This window comes from Roseateles sp. AC306 (assembly GCF_979253795.1).
Window position 1 is genome coordinate 16,561 of record NZ_CEEDEB010000010.1, and the last position, 20,862, is coordinate 37,422.

General features: G+C 68.5%; 20 protein-coding genes and 1 pseudogene. 11 read left to right on the top strand and 10 right to left on the bottom strand.

Annotated elements, in window-relative coordinates; translation table 11 throughout:
- Positions 1–34 precede the first annotated feature (34 nt).
- From AC0IZJ_RS18605 to AC0IZJ_RS18615, 3 genes are all read right to left on the bottom strand, one after another.
- The gene (locus tag AC0IZJ_RS18605) at positions 35–751 is read right to left on the bottom strand and encodes a DUF1223 domain-containing protein (protein ID WP_471852732.1); all 717 of its coding nucleotides are present in this window, start codon (positions 749–751) and stop codon (positions 35–37) included.
- A 96-nt stretch (positions 752–847) separates the two neighbouring features.
- Positions 848–1,525 carry an OmpW/AlkL family protein gene (locus AC0IZJ_RS18610; protein ID WP_471852733.1) on the bottom strand — a complete coding sequence of 226 codons (678 nt, stop codon included), beginning with the start codon at positions 1,523–1,525 and terminating at the stop codon, positions 848–850.
- Positions 1,526–1,552: 27 nt separating this feature from the next.
- The gene (locus AC0IZJ_RS18615; RefSeq protein WP_471852734.1) at positions 1,553–2,713 is read right to left on the bottom strand and encodes an SGNH/GDSL hydrolase family protein; all 1,161 of its coding nucleotides are present in this window, start codon (positions 2,711–2,713) and stop codon (positions 1,553–1,555) included.
- A 369-nt stretch (positions 2,714–3,082) separates the two neighbouring features.
- Between AC0IZJ_RS18615 and AC0IZJ_RS18620 the strand changes: the two genes are divergently transcribed.
- From AC0IZJ_RS18620 to AC0IZJ_RS18630, 3 genes are all read left to right on the top strand, one after another.
- Positions 3,083–3,397 carry a nucleotide pyrophosphohydrolase gene (locus AC0IZJ_RS18620; protein ID WP_471852735.1) on the top strand — a complete coding sequence of 105 codons (315 nt, stop codon included), beginning with the start codon at positions 3,083–3,085 and terminating at the stop codon, positions 3,395–3,397.
- Positions 3,398–3,413: 16 nt separating this feature from the next.
- A complete protein-coding gene (locus tag AC0IZJ_RS18625; protein ID WP_471852736.1) occupies positions 3,414–4,070 on the top strand; it encodes a 3'-5' exonuclease in 657 nt (218 codons plus the stop codon).
- 92 nt (positions 4,071–4,162) lie between these two features.
- Positions 4,163–4,681, top strand: coding sequence for a GNAT family N-acetyltransferase (locus AC0IZJ_RS18630; RefSeq protein WP_471852738.1), 519 nt, complete (start codon positions 4,163–4,165; stop codon positions 4,679–4,681).
- A 31-nt stretch (positions 4,682–4,712) separates the two neighbouring features.
- Here the strand turns inward: AC0IZJ_RS18630 and AC0IZJ_RS18635 are convergent, their stop codons facing one another.
- Positions 4,713–5,768: a hypothetical protein gene (locus AC0IZJ_RS18635; protein WP_471852739.1), complete on the bottom strand. Its 1,056-nt coding sequence runs from the start codon at positions 5,766–5,768 to the stop codon at positions 4,713–4,715.
- A 114-nt stretch (positions 5,769–5,882) separates the two neighbouring features.
- On the opposite strand from AC0IZJ_RS18635, the gene AC0IZJ_RS18640 reads away from it, so the two are divergent.
- The 4 genes from AC0IZJ_RS18640 to AC0IZJ_RS18655 are packed head-to-tail and all read left to right on the top strand — an operon-like array spanning position 5,883 to position 7,934.
- Entirely contained in the window at positions 5,883–6,896 is a 1,014-nt protein-coding gene (locus AC0IZJ_RS18640; protein ID WP_471852740.1) for a helix-turn-helix transcriptional regulator, read from the top strand.
- Between the two features lie 38 nt (positions 6,897–6,934).
- The gene (locus tag AC0IZJ_RS18645) at positions 6,935–7,243 is read left to right on the top strand and encodes an ElaB/YgaM/YqjD family protein (RefSeq protein ID WP_471852741.1); all 309 of its coding nucleotides are present in this window, start codon (positions 6,935–6,937) and stop codon (positions 7,241–7,243) included.
- Positions 7,244–7,260: 17 nt separating this feature from the next.
- Positions 7,261–7,638: a phage holin family protein gene (locus AC0IZJ_RS18650; RefSeq protein ID WP_471852742.1), complete on the top strand. Its 378-nt coding sequence runs from the start codon at positions 7,261–7,263 to the stop codon at positions 7,636–7,638.
- Positions 7,635–7,934, top strand: coding sequence for a hypothetical protein (locus AC0IZJ_RS18655; protein ID WP_471852743.1), 300 nt, complete (start codon positions 7,635–7,637; stop codon positions 7,932–7,934). Before AC0IZJ_RS18650 ends, AC0IZJ_RS18655 begins: the two co-directional genes overlap by 4 nt.
- 11 nt (positions 7,935–7,945) lie before the next feature.
- Here the strand turns inward: AC0IZJ_RS18655 and AC0IZJ_RS18660 are convergent, their stop codons facing one another.
- The 3 genes and pseudogenes from AC0IZJ_RS18660 to AC0IZJ_RS18670 form a co-directional block, all read right to left on the bottom strand.
- A complete protein-coding gene (locus tag AC0IZJ_RS18660) occupies positions 7,946–8,536 on the bottom strand; it encodes a cob(I)yrinic acid a,c-diamide adenosyltransferase (RefSeq protein ID WP_471852744.1) in 591 nt (196 codons plus the stop codon).
- A 42-nt stretch (positions 8,537–8,578) separates the two neighbouring features.
- Positions 8,579–9,315: pseudogene (locus AC0IZJ_RS18665) on the bottom strand (methyl-accepting chemotaxis protein); the annotation flags it as partial.
- Between the two features lie 130 nt (positions 9,316–9,445).
- On the bottom strand, positions 9,446–9,676 hold the full coding sequence (locus AC0IZJ_RS18670) for a hypothetical protein (RefSeq protein ID WP_471852745.1): 231 nt from the start codon (positions 9,674–9,676) through the stop codon (positions 9,446–9,448).
- Between the two features lie 87 nt (positions 9,677–9,763).
- Between AC0IZJ_RS18670 and AC0IZJ_RS18675 the strand changes: the two genes are divergently transcribed.
- On the top strand, positions 9,764–11,170 hold the full coding sequence (locus AC0IZJ_RS18675) for an FAD-binding oxidoreductase (protein WP_471852746.1): 1,407 nt from the start codon (positions 9,764–9,766) through the stop codon (positions 11,168–11,170).
- Between the two features lie 59 nt (positions 11,171–11,229).
- Positions 11,230–12,678: a cytochrome P450 gene (locus tag AC0IZJ_RS18680; protein WP_471852747.1), complete on the top strand. Its 1,449-nt coding sequence runs from the start codon at positions 11,230–11,232 to the stop codon at positions 12,676–12,678.
- A 137-nt stretch (positions 12,679–12,815) separates the two neighbouring features.
- Here AC0IZJ_RS18680 and AC0IZJ_RS18685 read toward each other — a convergent pair whose 3' ends face one another.
- Positions 12,816–15,020, bottom strand: a complete 2,205-nt coding sequence (locus AC0IZJ_RS18685) for a TonB-dependent receptor (protein ID WP_471852748.1) — start codon at positions 15,018–15,020, stop codon at positions 12,816–12,818.
- A gap of 186 nt (positions 15,021–15,206) precedes the next feature.
- Between AC0IZJ_RS18685 and bla the strand changes: the two genes are divergently transcribed.
- Both bla and AC0IZJ_RS18695 read left to right on the top strand, forming a co-directional pair.
- Positions 15,207–16,079: a class A beta-lactamase gene (gene bla / locus AC0IZJ_RS18690; RefSeq protein ID WP_471852749.1), complete on the top strand. Its 873-nt coding sequence runs from the start codon at positions 15,207–15,209 to the stop codon at positions 16,077–16,079.
- Positions 16,080–16,122: 43 nt separating this feature from the next.
- A complete protein-coding gene (locus AC0IZJ_RS18695) occupies positions 16,123–16,392 on the top strand; it encodes a helix-turn-helix transcriptional regulator (protein ID WP_471852750.1) in 270 nt (89 codons plus the stop codon).
- Here the strand turns inward: AC0IZJ_RS18695 and AC0IZJ_RS18700 are convergent.
- Together AC0IZJ_RS18700 and AC0IZJ_RS18705 are read right to left on the bottom strand one after the other, a co-directional pair.
- Positions 16,329–19,493 (bottom strand): beta strand repeat-containing protein, encoded by a 3,165-nt coding sequence (locus AC0IZJ_RS18700; protein WP_471852751.1) that lies wholly within the window; start codon positions 19,491–19,493, stop codon positions 16,329–16,331. The two genes, AC0IZJ_RS18695 and AC0IZJ_RS18700, sit on opposite strands and share 64 nt — an antisense overlap.
- Before the next feature lie 163 nt (positions 19,494–19,656).
- On the bottom strand, positions 19,657–20,802 hold the full coding sequence (locus AC0IZJ_RS18705) for a GGDEF domain-containing protein (protein ID WP_471852752.1): 1,146 nt from the start codon (positions 20,800–20,802) through the stop codon (positions 19,657–19,659).
- Between the last annotated feature and the right edge of the window lie 60 nt (positions 20,803–20,862).

Sequence of the window (20,862 nt, forward strand, 5' to 3'; positions counted from 1 at the left end):
TATGCCAACAAATGCGGCGGCCAGGCAAAGCGCCTCAGCAGCCGATTTCCACCGCCTGCAACACCGTGCCATTGCGCGCATCGCTCGCCACCGCGATCCAGCGGCTGGCATGCCCCGCTTCGCCCGCGCTGACGGGAACCGCCCACTCGCCACGCACCCGACCATCCCAGGCCGGCAGCCGGGCGTACTCGCGCACGACGCTGTCATGGTTCAAGGTCTCGCCGCGGTTCTCGCCGGCCCGCACGCGGCTCTGGTGGCCATCTTCCACGCGCGCCCACCAGAGCTGGATGCCTGCCGGCGCACCGGCAAGCGCCTCGGCGGTCAGGCGCAGTTGACCACTGGCCAGGCGTGCCCAGGCGAGCTTCACGCGGGCGGGCTCGGCCGAAGCCGGCAGCAGGCGGGCGCCGCGCCAGTCCCGCCCGTTGACAACGATCTGCGGCGTGTAGGCTTGGCGCGCGCCGTTGACACCCACGCCCTGCTGCTGCCGCTCGGTGAAGGCGGGGCTGGAAAAGCGGTCCGGCCAGCCCAGGCCATTCCAGTAGTCGACATGGAAGGCCGCCGTGATGACGCCGGACTGGCCTTTGAGCGAACTCAGCCAGCGGTCGGCCGGTGGGCAGGAGGAGCAGCCCTCCGACGTGTAGAGCTCGACGACGCGCGGAACGGCGGCACCGCTTTGCACGGTGGTTGCGGGGCAGGTCTGCGCAGACACCAGAGGCACGGTGAGAAAGAGAAGAAAAGGGAGCAGCTTCATGCAAACTGAGTCGCGCCCGCCCTTTCAACCTGACAGCTCGATCTAGAAAAAGGGAGCCCGCAGGCTCCCTCTCTCAAGCGAACTTCCGGGCGTGGTTCAGAACCGGTAGCCCACGCCGAACTTGATCGACACCGGGTCCAGCGTTGTCTCGATGGTCTGGCCCGTCGACAGGCTGCCCGTGGTCTTGATGAAGGTCTTGGTGACCGACAGGCTGGCCGACCAGTCCTTGGTGACGTTGTAGGCCGCACCGAGTTCCAGCGTCGCGCCCAGGCGGCTCTTCATGGACAGCGTGGTGGGGTTGGCGGGTGTGCCGCCGGTGATGCCGGACAGCGTGGCCGTGGCCCTGGGCTTGAAGAAATAGCCATAGGTGGGGCCCACGCCGACAAAGGGCCGGAAGGCGCTGTTGGCATCGCCGAAGCGGTACTGGGCCAGCAGCGTCATCGGCAGCGACTTGACCGTACCGAGCTTGCCGACGCCCTCGATGGCGCCCGCGCCGACGACGTCATGCTTGAACGGCAGCGCGATGGGGAAGTCGATGCTGATGTTGTCGGTCCAGAAGTAGGTCACACCGCCGACGAAGGAACTGGCCTTCTTCACGTCGACCTTGGTCCCGGCCAGGCTGGGTGCGGTGAGGTCGCCGCTTTCGACCTGCGGGCTGATCTGGGCCGCGCCGCCGTAGACGATGAAGCTGCCGGCCGATTGCGCGCTGGCGCTGCCGGCGGCTAGCAGGGTGGCCAACGCAGCCGTGGCGCCGAGGAGGAGATTGGTTTTCATGGGTTGTCTCCGAAGAGGGGCCGCGGCTTAGAGCCAGCCCTTGATGGCGAGCGCCTTGGCGATGAGCTGCTGCGTCAGCTGGTGGCCGTAGAGCGTGGGGTGGAAGCTGTCGGCAAAGGCATAGCTCTTCCACCAGTCGGCACTCGTCGCGCCGGCTTTGGCAGACAGGGCGGTATCCGTGCAGGTCTGGAAGGTGTAGGTGGGCAGGCCGTCACCGCCCACGCCGGTGATGGGGCAGGCGGGCGTCGTCACATTGGTCAACGCGAACTGGGCCGGCGTGGCGATCTGGTCCTGGAAGGCCTTGTAGAAGTCGATGAGGATGACGCCATCGTTGCCAGCCAGCTTGGCGGCGAGCTGGGTGTTGTAGGCCGTGATCCAGCCCTGGAACAGCGCCTGCGACTGGGCCCGCGCTGCAGCGCCAGCAGTGCCACCACCGCTGGCTGCAGCGATGCTGTCCAGCACCATCTGGAAGCGCGGCGTGAAGGTGATGTCGGGAATGTTCAGCACGACGACGCGGGTGGCGCCCTTGTCCAGCACGCTGGCCTTGATCTGGCCATGGAACTTGTCCGCCAGCGCCGTCATGTAGGTGGCGCCGATCGCGGCGGTCGTCGTGGCGCCACCGGCCAGGGCGGTGCCGATCTGCGTCGGCGTCAGCAGCGTGCCGAGCAGGCCCTTGAACGCACCCGCTGCGTCCTTGGGAATGTTCAGGTAGGCACCGACGAGGTCCGCCGAGTCATTGCCGCCGCCGTCGATGATGACGAGGTCGCTGGCCGTGAAGCTGCCGGCCGCGGCATAGGTCGCCATCTGCGTGCCCACGTTCAACGGGTTGGCCGCGCCGCCGGCACCGGTGTAGGTGATGCGCCCGCCGCCGATGGAGAAATTGGTGCAGCCGGTCTTGGCGGTGTTCACCGCGAACGTGGTGCCGGTGAAGGTGAAGAAGTTGCAGAGCGTCTGGCCGTAGTTGGCCGCGATGCGCTCGACGTAGATGGGGTTGCTGGCGGCCTGGACGGTGAACTTGTAGCCAAAGGTGCCACTGTCCTGCAGGCTGTCGCCAAAGACCTTGACCGAGGTGATCGAAACCTTGGGCGTTGTGTCGGCAGTGGCGCCGCCGCCTCCGCAACCCGCCACAAGCAGGCCGCCCAACAGCGCGGCAGAGGCCGCAGCGATCCGGGTGAGGAAGGGTTTCATCGTTGTCTCCTAGGCGACAGCTCGCAGGCGGTCGCACGAAATTCGGGGAGGGCCACTCTAGCGGCAGCTTTTTAGAACGGTCGTTCGTTTTTTCCCTCAATCGCGTAAAGAACTGCGCCGGAAAGCCAGGCGCAAGCCTGTGGATGGCGCTGGGACAACTGGACAGATATCCACAGGCAACGGCCCATTCCCAAAGTTGTGCCCAAACGCGAACGTGTCCGTACCCGGCCTGGCACACAGGCTTGTGCCGTAGCCAAGTGCTTGCCATGCAAGTGATTTTTGCGCTTGTCCACAGCGCAGGCCGCCCTCTACTACGACCACTACCTTGAAATCTTCAAGACCGTTTAGAAATACATCGGACACTTTGGCATGGACTTCTCCACCCTCCAGCAGCGCCTGCGCCGCTTCGCCGACGAGCGCGACTGGCAGCCCTATCAAACCCCCAAGAACCTGGCGATGGCCATGACGGTGGAAGCTGCCGAGCTGCTCGAAATCTTCCAGTGGCTGACACCCGAACAGTCCCTGAACCTGAGCGACGATCAGCGGCGCCATCTGGGCGAGGAGTTGTCCGACGTGCTGCTCTATCTCGTGCAGATTGCTGACCATGGCGGTGTCGACCTGGACGCCGCCGTGGAGCGCAAACTGGCGATGAATGCCATCAAGCATCCGGCGAAGAAGTCTTGAGAAAAAAACCGCATTGATGGAAACGATCGCTGTCATCGACTTCGAGACCACCGGGCTTGGCCCCACCAGCGGCGGCCGGGCCACCGAGATCGCGGCCGTGCTCGTGCGCGGAGGTGTCGTGGTTGATGCCTGGAGCAGCCTGATGAACAGCGGCGCCTGGGTGCCGCCCTATATCGAGGCCTTGACCGGCATCAGCAACGAGATGCTGGCCGGTGCGCCGGACTCGGCCCATGTCATGCGCGAGCTGGCCCGTTTCACCGAGGGCTGCCCGCTGGTGGCGCATAACGCATCCTTCGACCGGGGCTTCTGGCAGGCCGAGATGGCGCGCGCCTGCATCGACCCCGACCCGGCGCATGAGTTCGCCTGCACCGTGCTGCTGTCGCGCCGGCTGTGGCCCGAGGCGAAGAGTCATTCACTCGGCTCGCTGGTGCGCTTTCATGACCTGCGCTTCAGCGGCCGTGCCCACCGTGCGATGGCCGATGCCCGCGTCACGGCCGAGCTGCTGCTGAAGGTGCGTGTCGAGGTTGCCAGCCGCTTCGCCATGGACCTCGGGGCCGCCGATGTCGACCATGCGCTGCTGGCCCAGCTGCAGCGCACGCCCCTGCGCTGGCTGAGGCGCGGCCTCGTCGAGCATGTGAAATCGCTGGAATCCGTGCAAAAAATGTCGGCCTGAGCGCAGGAATAAATTCTGTCAAGGCCCCTGCTCGTGGCTTTGGGCAAAGACAATCTCGCCCTTTCGTCCCCGCGCTATTGCCCAAAAGTTCCATGTCCGTGATCCAGGTTCGCCCCGCCACCCTGCGCGATGCCAAGGCCATCGCCGAGATCCACGTCGCCTCCAGCCAGGACGCCTACAAGGCCCTGTTGCCGGCAGCTGCGCTGGATGCGATGTCGGTGCAGAAGCGCCAGGCCTTCTGGCGTGAAGCCATCGACCTCTGCGAGCCGCAGGTCGTCGTCGCCCATCTGGACAACAAGGTCATGGGCTTCGCCGGCTTTGATCGTTCGCGCGACAAGGGCACGCCCGCCACCGTCGGCGAGGTTTGGGCGCTGTTTGCGGACCCGGTGCACTGGGACAAGGGCGTTGGCCTGGCGCTGTGGGATGCCACGCGCGACGGCCTTCAGGAAGAAGGCTGCACCAAGGCCACGCTGTGGTGCTACCTGCGCAATGAACGCGCGCTGCGTTTCTTTGAACTGGCCGGTTTCAAGCGCGAACTGGGCAGTGCCCGCACGACGGAAGTCGGCGGCGCACGCATCGAAGAGATCCGCCTGCATCGTTCGCTCGTCTGACGACGAGGCGCCCCACACGGCGCTCTGAAGTTCAGGTGGCGTAGCCCGCAGTCGCCAACGCCCAGCCGTCTGTCGCGTCGTCATGGCGCTGCACGTGCACCGGGCAGAGCTTTCTGGCTGCCGCGCGTTCCACCAGGTTCTCGGCCTGTTCCGGCGTCAGCTGCAGCGCGAAACGCGTCCAGCGCTTCTGCACCAGCGGCAGGGCCCAGGCGTCTTCCAGCGCCCAGCGGATCTGATGAGGCTCTTGCAGCTCGCTAGCCGCCAGCACGCGCGGCGCCAGGGCCAGCAGGAAGCGATTGAAGTCGGTGCGGAGCTGGTCCGTCGGCAGCAGGTCTTCCAGGCGACTCAGGCGGGCGCTCCAGCCCGGCGTGGCCAGTTGGCGCGTGACGAGGGCCTGCAAGGCCTGGATGGGGTTGAAGAGGCGCAGGCGGTTCGGCGGCAGCACGTGCAGCGGGATGTTGGCGGCTTCCTCGTGGCTGAGCGGCGTGACGAAGCTGGCCAGCACGGCCAGGCGCTGCCAGTCCGCCTCGACCAGGCCGCCGATGCGGGTGATGGGTCCGGCGGCGCAGCTGGCCGCCATGTCGGTCAGGCCTTGATGGCCACGGCTGCCCTTGGCCTGGTTGGCGCGGCGGCTGATGACGGCGAGATTGCCGGCCGCGTAGCCGGCGTCATCGCGGACGCGGTCGATGGAGCGGTTGTCATCGCCGAGCAGCTCGCGGGTGATGGGGCAGTGGCTGGTGTCGAGCTGGGCGAGGTGGTGGGGCGTGAGCTGGATGTCCTCGAAGCTGCGGCCGCGCGCCCAGGCATGGGTGCGCAGTGCCAGCCACAGCTCGACCTGCGGGCTGGCCGGTGTGCGGACCGTGCGACGCCGGGCGGCCATCCAGCCGCGTTGCAGCGGCGACTGGGGATAGAGGTGGGCGATGGGCGGCGTGATGCCGTGCAGCGCGTAGTCGCGGCCCAGGGCCAGACCGATGCGTTCGTGGGCGCTGACGGGCGCCTGGCTCTCGTCCATGTCCAGCGCGAACTGCACAAGGGCGGGGTGGGCGACGACTTGGGCGGTGGCTTGAGCGTTGAGGACGGCTTGCATGGCGGAACTCCTGAGTTGAGAGGCACGCCGTTGATTCGCGGGCCTTGCAAGCAGTCTCTGAGCCAGCTGGCTCATGAGATGATCCACCGCAAAACCACTGTAAATATTTTCAGCATGGACCGCACCGAGCGCTTCTACAAGATCGAGCACCTGATCCGCTCCCGCGGCTGCGTGTCGTTTGCCGAGCTGATCGAGACGTTGGAGGTGTCCCCGGCGACGCTCAAGCGCGACCTGGCCTATCTGCGCGAGCGGATGGACGCGCCCATCGAGTACGACGCCGGCGCCAACGGCTACCGCTTCGGCCAGCAATGGCGTGGCGGCAAGCATGAGCTGCCGGGCGTGTGGTTCAACGAGGCTGAACTGCATGCGCTGTTGACCATGCAGCAGATGCTGGCCGGGCTGGACGAGCAGGGCGTGGTGGGCCGCCACCTTCAACCGATGTTCGACAAGATCACCGGCATGCTGGGTGTGGACCAGGGCGAGGCGCAGGAGCTGCGCCGGCGCGTCAAGCTCATCGGCACGGCCAGACGCCGCATCGCCAGCGACAGCTTCGAGACCGTCGGCAGCGCCGTCGTCAAGCGCCGCCGCCTGGCCATCACCTACCGCAAGAAGACCGGCGCCGGTGAAGTGAGCGAGCGCGAGGTGTCGCCGCAGCGCCTTGTGCATCACCGCCATGCCTGGTATCTAGACGCCTTCTGCCACCAGAGCCAGGGCCTGCGCCGTTTTTCGCTGGACGGCATCGAGGCCGCGACGCTGCTGGACAGCGAGGCGCAAGCCCTGGCCCTGAGCGAGCTGGAGGCCGAGTTGGACCGCGGCTACGGCATCTTTGCCGGCGGCACGCCGCGCGAGGCCGAGCTGCTGTTCAGCCCCGAGGCGGCGGCCTGGGTGTCGCGCGAGGAATGGCACCCGGCACAGAAGAGCGAGTTCCTGCCCGACGGCCGCTGGCGCCTGCAGCTGCCCTATGTGGACGACACCGAGCTGTTGATGGACCTGCTGCGCCATGCCGGCCAGGTCGAGGTGGTGGCACCTGCGGCGCTGCGCGAGGCCCATGCGGTGCGGCTGCGGCAGGCGGTCGATTCCCTAGGTTCATCGCAAGGTCAAGGGCGGACACCCGTCCAATCGCGTTAGGCTGGCCGCTTCTCAAACCCACGACCAAGGAGCCGGCCATGACCGACACCACCCAGGCCAAAGAAAAACTGGCGGCGGATTTCCGCGCGGTGATGGATGACATCGACGCGCTCATCACCGCCACCGGCAAGGACGCTTCCGGCGAGGCGAAGGCCTTGCGAGCACGCATCCGCGAGCGGCTGGATGGCACCAAGGAGAAGCTGCTCGACGCCCAGCACGAGGCCGTGCAGCGCGCCAGGGACGCCGCCGTGGCCACCGATGACTATGTGCATGCCAACCCCTGGCAGGCCATCGGCGCTGCGGCGGCGGTGGGGCTGGTGCTCGGTGTGCTGATCGGCCGCCGCTGAAGTCCGGCGAGAGTCATTTGACTGACTCCAAGGAACCCGTCTCCGGGCCGCTAAGGCGGCTCGGCACCTCGCTGCTGACGCTCAGCCGCATCCGCCTTGAACTGCTCGCCATCGAGGTCCAGGAAGAGAAGGACCGCATCGCTGGCTTGCTGGTGTGGGCCGTGCTCGCCGCGTTGCTGGCGGGTTTCGGCCTGCTGATGCTGCTGGTGCTGGTCACCGTGGCGTTGTGGGACAGCTACCGGCTGCTGGCGCTCGGGGGCAGCACCGTCGTGCTGATCGTCGCAGCGGTCGTCGCTGTCTTGAAGGTCAAGGGACTGGTCGACAGGCCGTCGACGCTGTTCCAGGCCAGCCTCGCCGAACTGCGCGAAGACGCCGCAGCGCTACGCCGACCATGATCCCGCGCATTCCGCATGACCCTCAGTTGCGCACCGAGCGCAAGGCCAACCTGCTGCTCGCCTCCGAGCTGCTGCGTGGCCAGGCGCAGCGGGACGTGGACGACCTCGGCCAGCGCGCCGATGGACTCGTCAACCGCGTGCTCACGGTGCGCGACTGGCTGTCCGACCCTGTCGTGCTGGCGGCGGCCGGTGGCGGCGCCGCCTGCTTTGCCGCAGCGGGGCAGAAGCAGCGCGGCCGGTTCTGGGCCGGACTGCGCTGGGCGTGGCTGGTGTGGCGGGTGTTGCGCCGGCGCTGAGCCTCAGTTCCTCAGTTCTCCGCGGCGTCGAGGCGCTTCATGCGCTCGCTCTGCCAATAGACATCGTCCCCGCCCAGCCCGTCGAGGTTGGCGCGGTTGAGCACGCGACTCAGCACGAAGAGCAGGTCGGACAGGCGGTTCAAGTACTGACGCGGCGCGGCTCTGATGGCTCCGGGCTCGGACCCGGCCAGCGTGATGACGACGCGCTCGGCACGGCGGGCAATGGTGCGGCAGACATGGGCAATGGCCGCGCTGCGCGTGCCAGCCGGCAGGATGAATTCCTTGAGCCGCGGCAGGTGCTCGTTGTAGTGCTCCAGCGCTTCGTCCAGGCGCAGCACGGCGGCATCCTTCAGCAGCGTGCCGCCCGGCCACGACAGTTCGCCGCCGAGGTTGAACAGCTCGTGCTGGATGGTGACGAGGAGGTCGCGGATGTCCTCGGGCAGCGGCTCGCAGAGCAGCAGGCCGAGGGTGGAGTTCAGTTCGTCGACGTCGCCCATGGCCTGCACGCGCAGGTGGTCTTTGGGCACGCGGCTGCCGTCGCTGAGGCCGGTGGTGCCGTCGTCGCCGGTGCGGGTGGCGATCTGGGAAAGGCGGTTGCCCATGATGGTGGCGGGTCCGTGGCTGGACCCGCCATCCTGCCTGAACTAGGACCGCGCTGTCGGCATGCGGAAAGTGTTGACGATGCCGGCCAGCTTCTCGGCCTGCTGCTGCAGGCTCATGCCGGCGGCGGCGGTCTCCTCGACGAGGGCGGCGTTCTGCTGCGTGAGCTGGTCCATGTGCGAGACGGCTTCGCTGATCTGGCCGATGCCGCTGCTCTGCTCGCTGGACGCGCGGCTGATGCTGGTGACGAGCTCGGCCAGCAAGCGGATGGCGTCGACGGTCTCGCGCATGGTTGCGCCCGCGCCCTGCACGAGGCGAGCGCCGCCTTCCACCTGGCCGACGCTTTCCGAGATCAGCTGCTTGATCTGCTTGGCCGCCTCGGCCGAACGGCCGGCCAGGGCCCGCACCTCGGAGGCGACGACGGCAAAGCCGCGTCCCTGCTCGCCTGCGCGAGCGGCTTCGACGGCTGCGTTCAGGGCCAGGATGTTCGTCTGGAAGGCGATGCCGTCGATGACGGCGATGATTTCCTCGATGCGCCGGCCTGGTCGGCGTTGCTGCGCACCGTGGCCGTCAGTTCTTCCATGGAGCTGGCGGTTTCTTCCAGCGCCGAGGCCTGCTGTTCAGTGCGCTGTGAGAGGTCGCGGTTGCCCGAGGCCAGTTCCTGCGAGGCCTGCGCCACTTCGCCGGCATTGCTGCGCACCTCGCCGATGACGCTGCACAGGCTGTCGCGCATGGCCAGCAGCGCGGTGGTGAGCTGGCCGATCTCGTCGCGGGCACGCACGACGACATCGCCGCTGAGGGACGAGCAGCGTCAGCAACATCAGCTTGCGGCTGATGGTGAGGCCCGTCATCGAAAGGGGTTGCGCGGTCATGGGGTCTCCTCCTGAGTGAGTGCCCCCCGCGCAAAGCGGTCAATGTCGGCGGCCGCTGCGATGGAACGCCGGCTTGTGCGCTGGGGCGTCGTGCGGCTGGAAGCCTGATACCGGTCGCCGCCTTGGCGCCGGTGGGGCATTGTGAGGTGGCTTGGGTGCGCTACCAAAAACGTCGCGCCAAGTCATGCTCAACAAATCGAAGCGCATCGCGCCAGCGACAAGGAGGACGGCGGCGGCGATCAGCAGCAGCCAGCTCAGGGTGGGGTCCATGCGGCTCTCCCGGGACAGCGGTGCGCCGATGCTGTCACTGCGGCGCCGGCGCTGCAAGACAATCCTGTGGTCGCTTGGGAGTTGCCCATGAATGCACCCGAAACACCCTTCTCTCCCACCCCGCTGCCGGCCGCGTTGCTGGACGCACTGCGCGCCGACTTCGCCGAACGCTGTTCGACGGCGCTGGCGGTGCGCGAACAGCACGGCCGCGATGAATCCGTGTTCGAGGTGCCGCCGCCGCAGGCGGTCGTCTTCGCGCAAAGCGAGGCCGAGGTGGCCCGCGTCGTTGCCTTGTGTGCCGAGCACCGCGTGCCGGTCATTCCCTACGGCGCCGGCTCGTCGCTGGAAGGGCATCTGCTTGCCGTGCAGGGGGGCATCAGCCTCGATGTGTCGCGCATGAACCAGGTGCTGCGCATCGCCGCCGAAGACCTGACCGTCACCGTACAGCCCGGCGTCACGCGCAAGGCGCTGAACGAAGCGCTCAAGCATGAAGGCCTGTTCTTTCCCATCGACCCCGGCGCTGGTGCGAGCCTTGGCGGGATGGCCGCCACGCGCGCCAGCGGCACGAACGCGGTGCGCTACGGCACCATGCGCGAGAACGTGCTGGGGTTGCGTTTCGTCAACGCCAGCGGCGAGGTCGTGCGCACGGGCTCACGTGCGAAGAAGAGCAGCGCCGGCTACGACCTGACGCGCCTGGTCATCGGCAGCGAGGGCACGCTGGGCGTCATCACCGAGCTGACGGTCAAGGTGCACCCGCTGCCCGAGGCCGTCTCGGCGGCGGTGTGCTTCTTTCCGACCATCGACGCGGCGGTGCAGACGGCCATGCAGATCATCCAGATCGGCGTGCCCATCGCCCGCTGCGAGCTGCTGGACGCGAATGCGATCAAGGCCGTGAACGCCCACGACAAGCTGGGGTTGAAGGAAGCGCCCATGCTGCTGATGGAGTTCCACGGCAGCGAGGCCGGCGTGGCCGAGCAGGCGGCGACCGTGCAGGAGGTGGCGGCCGACCATGGCGGCGAGGCCTTCGAGTGGGCCACCACGCCGGAGGCCCGCACGCGGTTGTGGACGGCGCGTCACCATGCCTATCTCTCTGGCCTGCAGATGCGCCCCGGCTGCCGCGCGGTGACGACCGACACCTGCGTGCCGATCTCGCGGCTGGCCGAAAACATCAACGCGTCCATCGCTGAGGTCGAGGCCGCCGGCCTGCCCTACTTCATCGTCGGCCATGTCGGCGACGGCAACTTCCACATGGCCTATCTGCTGGACCCGGTTGATCCGGCGGAACTGGCGACCGCGGAGCGCCTGAGCGCGCAGATGGTGGCGCGGGCGATCGCGCTGGAGGGCACCTGCACGGGCGAGCATGGCATCGGGCTGCACAAGCAGGGGTTTCTGCTGGATGAGACCGGCGAGGAAGCGGTGGCGATGATGCGGGCGGTGAAGCAGGCGCTTGATCCGCTGGGGATCCTGAACCCGGGGAAGATCTTCACGGGTTGAGTTGGCGACCTCCTCAAACTGAACGAGGCAGGCGTCCGCGCACTTCCTAAACTCAGTCGATGGACACCACCACCGCCCCGCCCGCCGGCGCGCTGCGCCAGTTCGACGATCTGCCAGGCCCGCGCGGCATACCGGTGTTCGGCAATCTGCTGCAGCTCGACTCGACGCGGGTGCACCAGCAGGTCGAAGCCTGGTGCGAGGTCTATGGGCCGGTTTTCAAGTTGCGCCTGGGCAAGCGCCGGCTCGTCGTCGTCGGTGACCATGAGCTGATCAACACGGTGCTGCGCGACCGGCCGGACGGCTTCAGGCGCACGCAGCGGCTGGAGGACGTGGGCGGCGAGATGGGCCTGACCGCAGGGCTGTTCGCGTCCAACGGCGAGGCCTGGAAGCGCCAGCGCCGCATGGTGATGGCCGGCTTCGACCCGGTGCATGTGAAGCGCTACTACCCGGCGCTGCTGCGCGTGGCCGAGCGGCTCGTCGGCCGCTGGCAGATCGCCGCGCGCGAGGGTCGCCGCATCGAGCTGCAGGCCGACCTGATGCGCTACACGGTCGACGCCGTCGCGGGCCTGGCCTTTGGCGAGGACGTCAACACGCTGCAGTCCGACGAGGACGTCATCCAGCAGCACCTGAACCGCATCTTCCCGATGCTGTTCAAGCGCATGTTTGCGCCCTTGCCCGTCTGGCGCTGGTGGCCGCGGGCCGAGGACCGGGCGCTGACGCACAGCGTGGCCGAGATCGACCGCGCCGTGCAGGGCTTCATCGCCAAGGCGCGCGGGCGCCTGGCCGCAGACCCAGCCCTGCATGCCGAACCGGGCAATCTGCTGGAAGCCATGCTGGTTGCCGCCGACGCGCCCGACAGCGGCATCGACGACGCCCAGGTGGCCGGCAACGTGCTGACCATGCTGCTGGCCGGCGAGGACACGACGGCCAACACGCTGGCCTGGATGATCTGGCTGCTGTGGCAGCACCCCGAGGCGCTCCGCCGCGCTCGCGCGGAGGTCGACAGCGTGCTTGCCGGCGCTGCGCTGCCGGACCTGGCGCAGCTGGCGGCGCTGGACTTCGTCGAGGCCTGCGCGCACGAGACGATGCGGCTGCGGCCGGTGGCGCCGATCAACACCCTGCAGGCCGTGCACGACACGCGGGTCGGCGACGTGCAGGTGCCGGCCGGGATGATCGTCATGGCGGTGATGCGCCGCGACGCGACCAGCGAGCGCCACCTGCCCAACGCCGCGGCATTCGACCCCGCGCGCTGGCTGGGCGACGCGAGGCAGGCGGGCGCGGCCAAGCGCCTGTCCATGCCCTTCGGTGCCGGGCCGCGCATCTGCCCGGGGCGCTACCTGGCATTGATGGAGATCAAGCTGGCTTGTGTCCTGCTGCTGCGCCATTTCGACATCACGGCGGTCGACACCCCGGACGGCCAGCCGCCGCGCGAGCTGCTGCAGCTGGCGATGGGGCCGGTGGGCCTGTCGATGCGGTTGAAGGGCCGCGCCGCCTTGCACGCCGCCTGAGGGCCGCTCACCGGCGCCCTGGCCGGGCACCGGCGGCGCCGACAAGCACCCTGCCGCAGAGAACGGGTTCCGCCATTGCGGGCGAGCCCATGAAAAACGCCGCCCGAAGGCGGCGTTGGCAGGTCAGCAGCAGCAGCTCAGAACATGGCCTTGACCTGCACGCCGTAGGTGCGCGGGTCGTTGATGAAGCCCGTCAGGTTGTTGAAGTCGATGGCGCCCGTCACGCGGACCTGGTTGGTCACGTTGCGCGCGAAACCGGCCACTTCGTACTTGCCGTTGCCCCACAGGTAACCCACGCGCACGCCGCCTTCGGTCAGGCTCTTGCCCGTGAACTCGGTGGACTCGTACAGGAAGAAGTTGACCTTGGAGCGGTAGGCCCAGTCGGTGTAGACATAGACCTCGTCGCCATTGGCCAGCGGGATGCTCCAGCGTGCGGTGAGGTTGTAGGTCCACTTGGGCGCGTTGGGCAGGGCGTTGCCGTCCACCATCGCGTTGCCGCCGACGATAGTGTCCTGCACCGTCGGGAAGGCACCCGCCACGCGCAGCGAGCCGCCCGGGGGCACGCCGAGCGCGGCGTCCTTGATCCTGGTGTTGTTCAACGAGCCGCCGAACGTGACCGTGAAGTCCGGCGTGATCAGCGCTTCGAGGTTGATCTCGGCGCCGTTGCCGGTGGCCTTCCTGGCGTTGAGCAGGCGGGTGGCGTTGCTGCTGCCGCCGACGGCGGTGAGCTGCAGGTCCTTGACGGTGTAGGTGAACAGCGAGCCCGACAGGCGCAGCGTGCGCTTGAGCAGTTCGCTCTTGAAGCCGACCTCATACGAGTTGACGCTTTCCGGGCCGGCCTGCGACTGGCCGGCGAAGGCCGACGCGTTCTGCATGGACGAGGCGCGGAAGCCGTTGGCAAAGCGCGCGTAGAGGTTGGTGTCGGCGTCGAGCTTGTAGGTGGCCGACAGGTCGCCGCTCCACTTGCCGTCGGAGGTCGCGGCTGTCGTGCCGGCGGAGGTGTTGAACAGGCCGGAGCCGACGTGGGTGGTGGACAGGTCCTTCTTGTCCTTGGTGTAGCGCAGGCCGGCGCGCAGCTTCAGGTCGTTGCTGACGACGTAGTTGACCGAGCCGAACGCCGCCCAGGCCTTGTTGGTCTGCGCGCTGTAGATGTGGTCGTTGTCGACGTGGGTGTTGGTGTCGAAGGTGATGTTGTCGATGGTGTACTTCTCGTCGAAGAGGTACACGCCGGCCTGCCAGCTCAAGGGCCCGGCGGTGTTGGACTCGAGGCGCACTTCCTGCGTGAGCTGGCGGTGGCCGTTCATGCCACTGCCGGTTTCCGACTGGAAGGGAATGCCCGGCGCTCCGGCCACGCCGCCGTCGATGTCGCCGCGGGACAGCGGCTTGACGTGCTCGTAGCCGGTGATCGAGTAGATGTTCAGCTCGGGCAGCGACCACTTCAGGCGCAGGCTGCCACCGGTCTGCTTGAGCGTCTGCGCGTTGACGCCGTTGAAGGCGACTTTGTCGGCCTCGAAGCCGTCGACGAGATCATTCGTGCCGCGCTTGATGGCGTTGGCGCGGAACAGGCGAGGGCTGCCCTCCAGGTCGCGCACATGCAGGTTGGCCAGGGCGCTGAACTGCTTGTGCGGCTCGTACAGCAGCTGGGCGCGCACGGCGGTGTCGCGGTAGCCCTCGGTCTTGGGCGTGACGGCGTTGGCGGCGGTGTTGTCGACCCAGTCGGCGCGGCGCTGGCTCTGCGCGGAGATGCGGGCGGCCCAGTCGCCGGACAGCGGCAGGTTGGCCGCGCCCTCGACGTTGACGGTGCCGTAGTTGCCCAGCGTGACGCTGGCATAGCCGTCCTGGCGCTTGCTCGGCTTGACCGAGTCGAACTTGACGACGCCGGCCGGCGTGTTGCGGCCGAACAGCGTGCCCTGCGGGCCGGCGACGACCTCCACCGCCGCGGTGTCGAAGATGGGGAAGCCCTTCAGGATGGGATTCTCCTGGATCACGTCGTCGACGATGACGCTGACCGGCTGCGAGGCGTTGAGGCGGAAGTCGGTGTTGCCGTAGCCGCGCAGGTAGAAGCGCGGGAAGGCGCGGCCGAAGCTGGACTCGATGTTCAGGCTGGGCACGCGGCCGGACAGGAAGCGCAGGTCCTGGCCGCCCGAGGCCAGCACGTCGAGCCGCTCGCCGCTGATCTTGGCAACGGCGTTGGGCACGTCCTTGATGTTCTCGGCACGGCGCTCGGCCGTGATGACGACGGTCTCGAGCTGGCTGCGGTCTTTGGCCGGCGCTTCCTGGGCCAGGGCGGAAAAGGCGGTACTCAAGGCGAGGGCCAGCAGGCTCAGGCGGGGTGCGTTCATCTGACAACAACTCCAAAAAAAGGCGGCCCAACTGCAGGGCCGCGGGCGATTGTGCGGACCGGCACAGGGCGCAACGGCGGCCACGCCGGGGTTGTTGCGCAAGTCTGACGGAGTAGTCAGTTTTCAGACGGGCGACGCTGGTGCCCCTGCACCGGCGGTGCGCGCGGGCGCACGAGAATGCGGCGCATGAAACGCCGCACCCTTCTCAGCCAGCTCGCCGCCCTGCCCGCGTTGTGCGCCCTCCTCGGGCCGGCCGACGCCGCCTCGGTCCCCGATTTCGCCGCGCTGGAGCGCAGCGTGCAGGGCCGCCTCGGCTTCTTCGCCATCGACACCGCCACCGGCCGCACGCTGGCCCACCGGGCCGACGAGCGCTTCGCCACTGCGTCGACTTTCAAGATCCTGCTCGCCGCGCGCGTGGCCCAGGGCGTGGAAGGCGGACGCTGGCAGTGGGAAGACGAGATCCCGTTGCACAGGAGCGAGCGCATCTCGCACTCGCCGGCCTTCGACCGCCTGCTGCCGCGCGGCCGGGCGACGCTGGCGGAGCTGGTGCAGGGCATCGTCGTGGAGAGCGACAACCCCTGCGCGAACATCCTGCTGCGCCACTGCTGCGACTCGCCCGCCGGCCTGACGATGTGGCTGCGCCAGCAGGGCGACGAGGTGACGCGCCTGGACCGCTGGGAGCTGGACCTGAACGAGAACGCCTCCGGCGACCCGCGCGACACCAGCACGCCGCGCGCCTTTGCGAAGACGCTGCAACACCTGCTGCTGGGCAGCGGCCTGACGCGGCCCAACCAGGCGCGGCTGTGGGCCGACCTGCAGGCCTCGCAGACGGGCCTGAAGCGCTTGCGTGCGGGCGTGCCGTCGCCAGGCTGGCGCGTCATCGACAAGACCGGCACCGGCTACCGCGGCGCCGTCAACGACGTGGCACTGGTGTTCCCGCCGGAGGGGCGCTCGCCGTGGGTGGTGGTGGCACTGCAGTCGGATTCCAGGGCCCCGACGGACGACCTGTCGGCCAACCTGGCTGCCGCGATGCGCCTGGTGGCGAAGGCCTGGACCTGACGCCATCACGGCCAACGCGAGCCGGCGCCAGTACGAGGCCCGCATGCACCGCGTGCGGCCCACATCGCCCGCCACCTGGGCGCCGCTGCACATGGAGGCGCTGGCCGCCGTGGCCCACGCCTCGCCCAATCACGTCCACCGTCTCGTCCTGGTCTTGATGGACCAGACGCTGGGCGACTACCTCGCGCGCCGGCGGCTGGAGAAGGCCGCGCAGATCGACTGCGAACTCTGCATCCCGGTCGCGCCACTTCAAAGAACGCGGCGGCGGGCGCGCCAGCCGAGCAACCCCAGGCCGAGCGCCATCAGGCCGTAGGTCGACGGCTCGGGCACGGCGGCGGTGATGTTCTGTGTTGCGTGCAACCACAGCTCGCCGTTGCCGGCGTCCAGCCGCACTTCGAACGAGCCCGGCGCAAAGCCGGCGAATGTGACCTGGCTGAAGCTGCCACTGAGCGTGCCGGCGGCATCGAGCACCAGCACGTCGGTGCCAGCAGCGAAGCTGCAAGCGCCCCAGCAGGACAGCGCCAGCGTGCCTCCCAGCGAGGCGTTCCCGTTGACGACGAGCAGGTCGTGCAGCGTGGCTGAGCCCAGCTCGATGTCCAGCGAGCCGGTTTCGCCCAGCACCAGATGGCTGGACAGCGTCAGTGTGCCGGGCGATGCGCCGGGGGCGATGTGGCCGACGTTGGTGAGGGTGCCCGCCGTGAAGGTGCCAATGCCCGTCAGCGTCCCGTCGTTGACGAAGTTGTACGGCAGGGCGATGGTGCCGCTGTGCACGTCCATGGTGCCGGTGTTGGTGACGGTCATGCTGCCCAGGTGGGCAGTGCCGGTGCCCTCGGTCTTGACGACGGTCCCGCTGTTGGTGAAGGTGCCACCGGCATAGACGTTGAGCAGGCGCACGTCGCCCTGCAGCTCCAGCCGACCCTGGTTGTGAAGCGTGTGGGACGGGTACTCGAAGCGCAGGTCCCCGGCGAGCGTCGCCGAGCCCTGGTTGAGGACGGTGCCGCGCACGTGGGTCGTGCCGGCGGCAAACGTGAGCTGGTGGTCGGCCGCGAAGGTCCAGTTCCCCTCGAGCGAGGCGTGCTGGATCTTTGTGCTGCCATGCAGCGTTGCGCCACCGGCGCCGCCGCCGCTGAAGTTGCCGCTGCTGAGCGTGAGGTTGGATGCGTCGATGCGGCCGGTGAACGTCGCAGCACTCTCGACCAAGACCTGCCCCGTGCCCATGAAGCGCGTGCCGTCATTGAATTGCAGCGAACCGCCGCTGAATTGCAGCGTGCCGGTCTGCGCCTCGATGACGCCGCTGTTGTTCGTGAAGTTGAGGCTCTGCACGGTGGACGTGCCGGTGCCGGCGACCTTGGCGAAGGTGCCGGTGTTGACGACCGTGCCGCCCGCGTAGGTGTTGATCAGGCCGATGTCGCCGCGCAGCTTGAGCGTGCCGGCGTTGTTGATCTGGTAGCTGGCGTACTCGAACAACAGGTGGCCGCTCGTGTCGAGGGTGCCGAGGTTGTCGACGGTTCCGCGGATGTAGCGGTAGCCGGCGCCGGTGGCCGCCAGCGTCTTGCCGCTGGCGACGGTCCAGGTGCCGTTGAGGCTGCCGTTGCCCGTCCAGGCGGCGCCGCTGGCGAGCGTGGCGGCATTGCCTGTGTAGCTTCCGTTGGTGAATGCCAGCTGCGCCGCGCCGAGCTGGCCGCTGACATTGGCGTCGCCGGCAATCTGGTACTGGCCGTTGCCGAGCAGGCGGGCGCCGTCGGCGAACGTGGTGCTGCCGGCCAGCATGACGGCAGTGCCACTGGCGGCCTGCAGTGTGGCGGTGCTGGCCAGGCTGAGCGAGCCGCTGTTGAACTGCAGCGTGCCGCTGTCGACGTTGACGTTGCCGGTGACGGAGGTCGTCATGCCCTGGACGAGCGAGCTGCCACTGCCGGCCGCGACGGTGAGCGTGCCGGCGTTGTTGAAACTGCCGCCGGCATAGACGTTGACGAGGCTGGCGCCGCCCTGCAGTGTCATGCCGCCCTTGTTGGTCAGCGCGTAGGAGCCGTATTCGAAATTGACGTTGGCGCCTGCGGCAAAGCTGCCGGTGTTGGTGACGTTGCCGCGCAAGTAGAGGGCCGGGCCGGCGCTCAGCGTGAGCTGGTGGTCGGTGGCGAACTCCCACTGGCCGGTCAAGGCGCCGCCGTTTAGCTTGGTGCTGCCGTGCAACTGGGCGGCCGCGCCGTCGTAGCTGGCGCCGGCGAGCACGAGGTTGCCGGTGTCGATGCGGCCGGCGAAGCTGGCGCCGCTGTTGACCACGACCGTGCCGGCGCCGGTGAAGCGCGTGCCGTCCTTGAACAGCAGCGAACCGCCGCTGAACTGCAACGTGCCCGTCTGCGCGTCGATCAGGCCGCCGTCGTTCGTGAAGCTCAGGCCCATGACGGTGGACGTGCCGGAGCCGGCCACCTTGGCCAGCGTGCCGGTGTTGACGAGAGTGCCGCCGGCGTAGACGGTAACGAGGCCGACGTCGCCGCGCAGCTTGAGCGTGCCGGCGTTGTTGATCTGGTAGCTGGCGTATTCGAACGAGAGCTGGTTCTGCGTGTCGACGGTGCCGAGGTTGTCGACGGTGCCGCGGATGTAGTGGCTGCCGGTGTCGGCGACCGCCAGCGTTTTTCCGGCGGCCACAGTCCAGGCGCCGTTGAAGCTGCCGCTGCCCGTCCACGACGCGTCGCTCGTCAATGTGGCGTTGTTGCCGGTGTATTGGCCGTGCGTGAAGACGAGCTGGCTGGCGCCGAGCTTGCCGGTCACGCTGGTGTCGGTGCCGATTTCGTAGCGGCCCGCGCCCGTCAGGTTCACGTCCTTGCCCAGCGACAGCGTGCCGCCGGTGAAGGCAACCGTGGCCCCGCTGGCGGCCAGCATCTGGGCGCCAGCGTCGAACGTGGTGTTGCCGGTGAACTCCAGCCGGCCCGTGGTCGCGCCGACGAGGCTGTTGGCCTTGAGGAACGAGGAGATGCCGACGAGCGACGTGCCCGTGCCGGCCGTCTTCACCAGGCTGCCCTGCGCCTCGTTGATGAAGAGCCCGCCGGCGTAGGCATTGAGCAGACCGACGTCGCCTTGCAGCCGCACCCACTTGCTGTTGCTCAGCGAGTGGCTCATGTAGTGGAAGTAGAGGTTGTCCGTGAGGTAGACGTAGCCGCTGTTCTGCAGCGAGCCGTCCAGCACCTTGGTGCCGCAGTTGCCGGGCAGGCACTGCACGGTGAGCGAGTCGCTCAGCGTGAGGGTGGTGGGCAGGCCGGTGCCGCTGAAGCTGCCGCCGTTCCAGGCGTAGTCCGCCGCCGGAGATGTCCCCGCCAGCACCAGCAGGCTGGCCAGGGCCACCGGGCGCAGCCGTGTCAGCGCGCGGCGCAGGGGGCGGGAGGTGGACGGGAGCACGGGCAGGCGGACGGCGGGCATGAAAACTCCAGGCAAGACATGGCACCGGTCGTCGGCCGGGCGGACGCGAGGGTAGTGGACCCCCTAGAACGAAGCCAGCACGTCTTCGAGGGGTGGCCCCGCGACTGCGGGGTTGGGAACACACGGTTGCGAAACCCACCCTTCGCGGGCGCGCTCGACCGGCTCAGAGCAGCGGCGCGAAGTCGCTGACCGTGCGGTCACGCCCCGTCTGCTTGGCCTGATACAGCGCCCGGTCGGCGCGGTCGATGGCGAGGTGCAGGTCCTCCCCCGGCGCGCACTCGGCCACGCCGGCCGAGAAGGTGATGCGCAGGCCCGGCACGACGGTGTCGAAGGACGTCTCGGCCAGGGCCTCGCGCAGCCGCTCGACGAGGGCGGCGGCGGTGTCGGCGCTGGCCTGCGGCGTGACGACGAGGAACTCCTCGCCGCCCCAGCGGCCGGCGAAGTCGGTGCTGCGCAGCGTGCCCTGCAACATGGCCGCGAAATGGCGCAGGACCGCATCGCCCGCCGCGTGGCCATGGCTGTCGTTGACGGTCTTGAAGTGATCGATGTCGATCAGCACCAGGCTCATGGTCTCGCCGCTGTGGCGCTGGTTGAGCTGCTCGGCGGCCAGGCGCTCGCTGAGGTGGCGGCGGTTGCTGATGCGCGTCAGTTCGTCATGGTGGGCCAGGTACTGGATGCTGGCCAGCGCCGCGCGCAGCTCGGCCGTGCGCCCGGCCAGCTTGGCGCGCAGCCGCGCCATGTTGACCGACAGCACCGACACCGCCGTCATCAGGATGGCCGCGAAGCTGAAGTGCAGCGCTTCGACGGCGGGCGGGAATTGCACCGGGTCGGCCAGCGCGCCGTAACCCATCGCGGCCGCCAGTGCCGCCAGCCCGAACAGGTAGAGCCCGAAGGCCTGGCGCTGCGACAGCACGAACATGCCCCACACCAGGTTGAGCAGCATGATGGCGATGATGGCGCCTCGCAGCGGCGGGTCGATGGCATAGCCCCAGGCGGTGATGAGGGCGCCGAAGAGGGATTGCGGCAACGTCAGCGTCGGGTCGCTGCCGAGATGCCGGCTGAGGCCGCTGCGCACCAGCAGGTAGAAGGCGGCGATGCCGGCCAGGCTGGTGCCGCTCAACCACAGCGCCGGACGGGGCTGCATCAGGCCGAGGTGCACCTGCACGGCAGCGTTCAGCGCGAACAGGCCGTAGACCACCAAGGCCAGCAGCGTCAGCTTGACGGCGCCGCGGCCCTGGCCTTCGGGGCCGAGCAGCCAGCGGGCCCAGCGTGCGGCGGCTGTCGAAACGGGTGGCTCGGGCTGCTGCACAGTGGTTGGGGGAGCGGATGGGCGGCGACGAGGATAGCCGCCGGCCCGCGGCCACGGGGC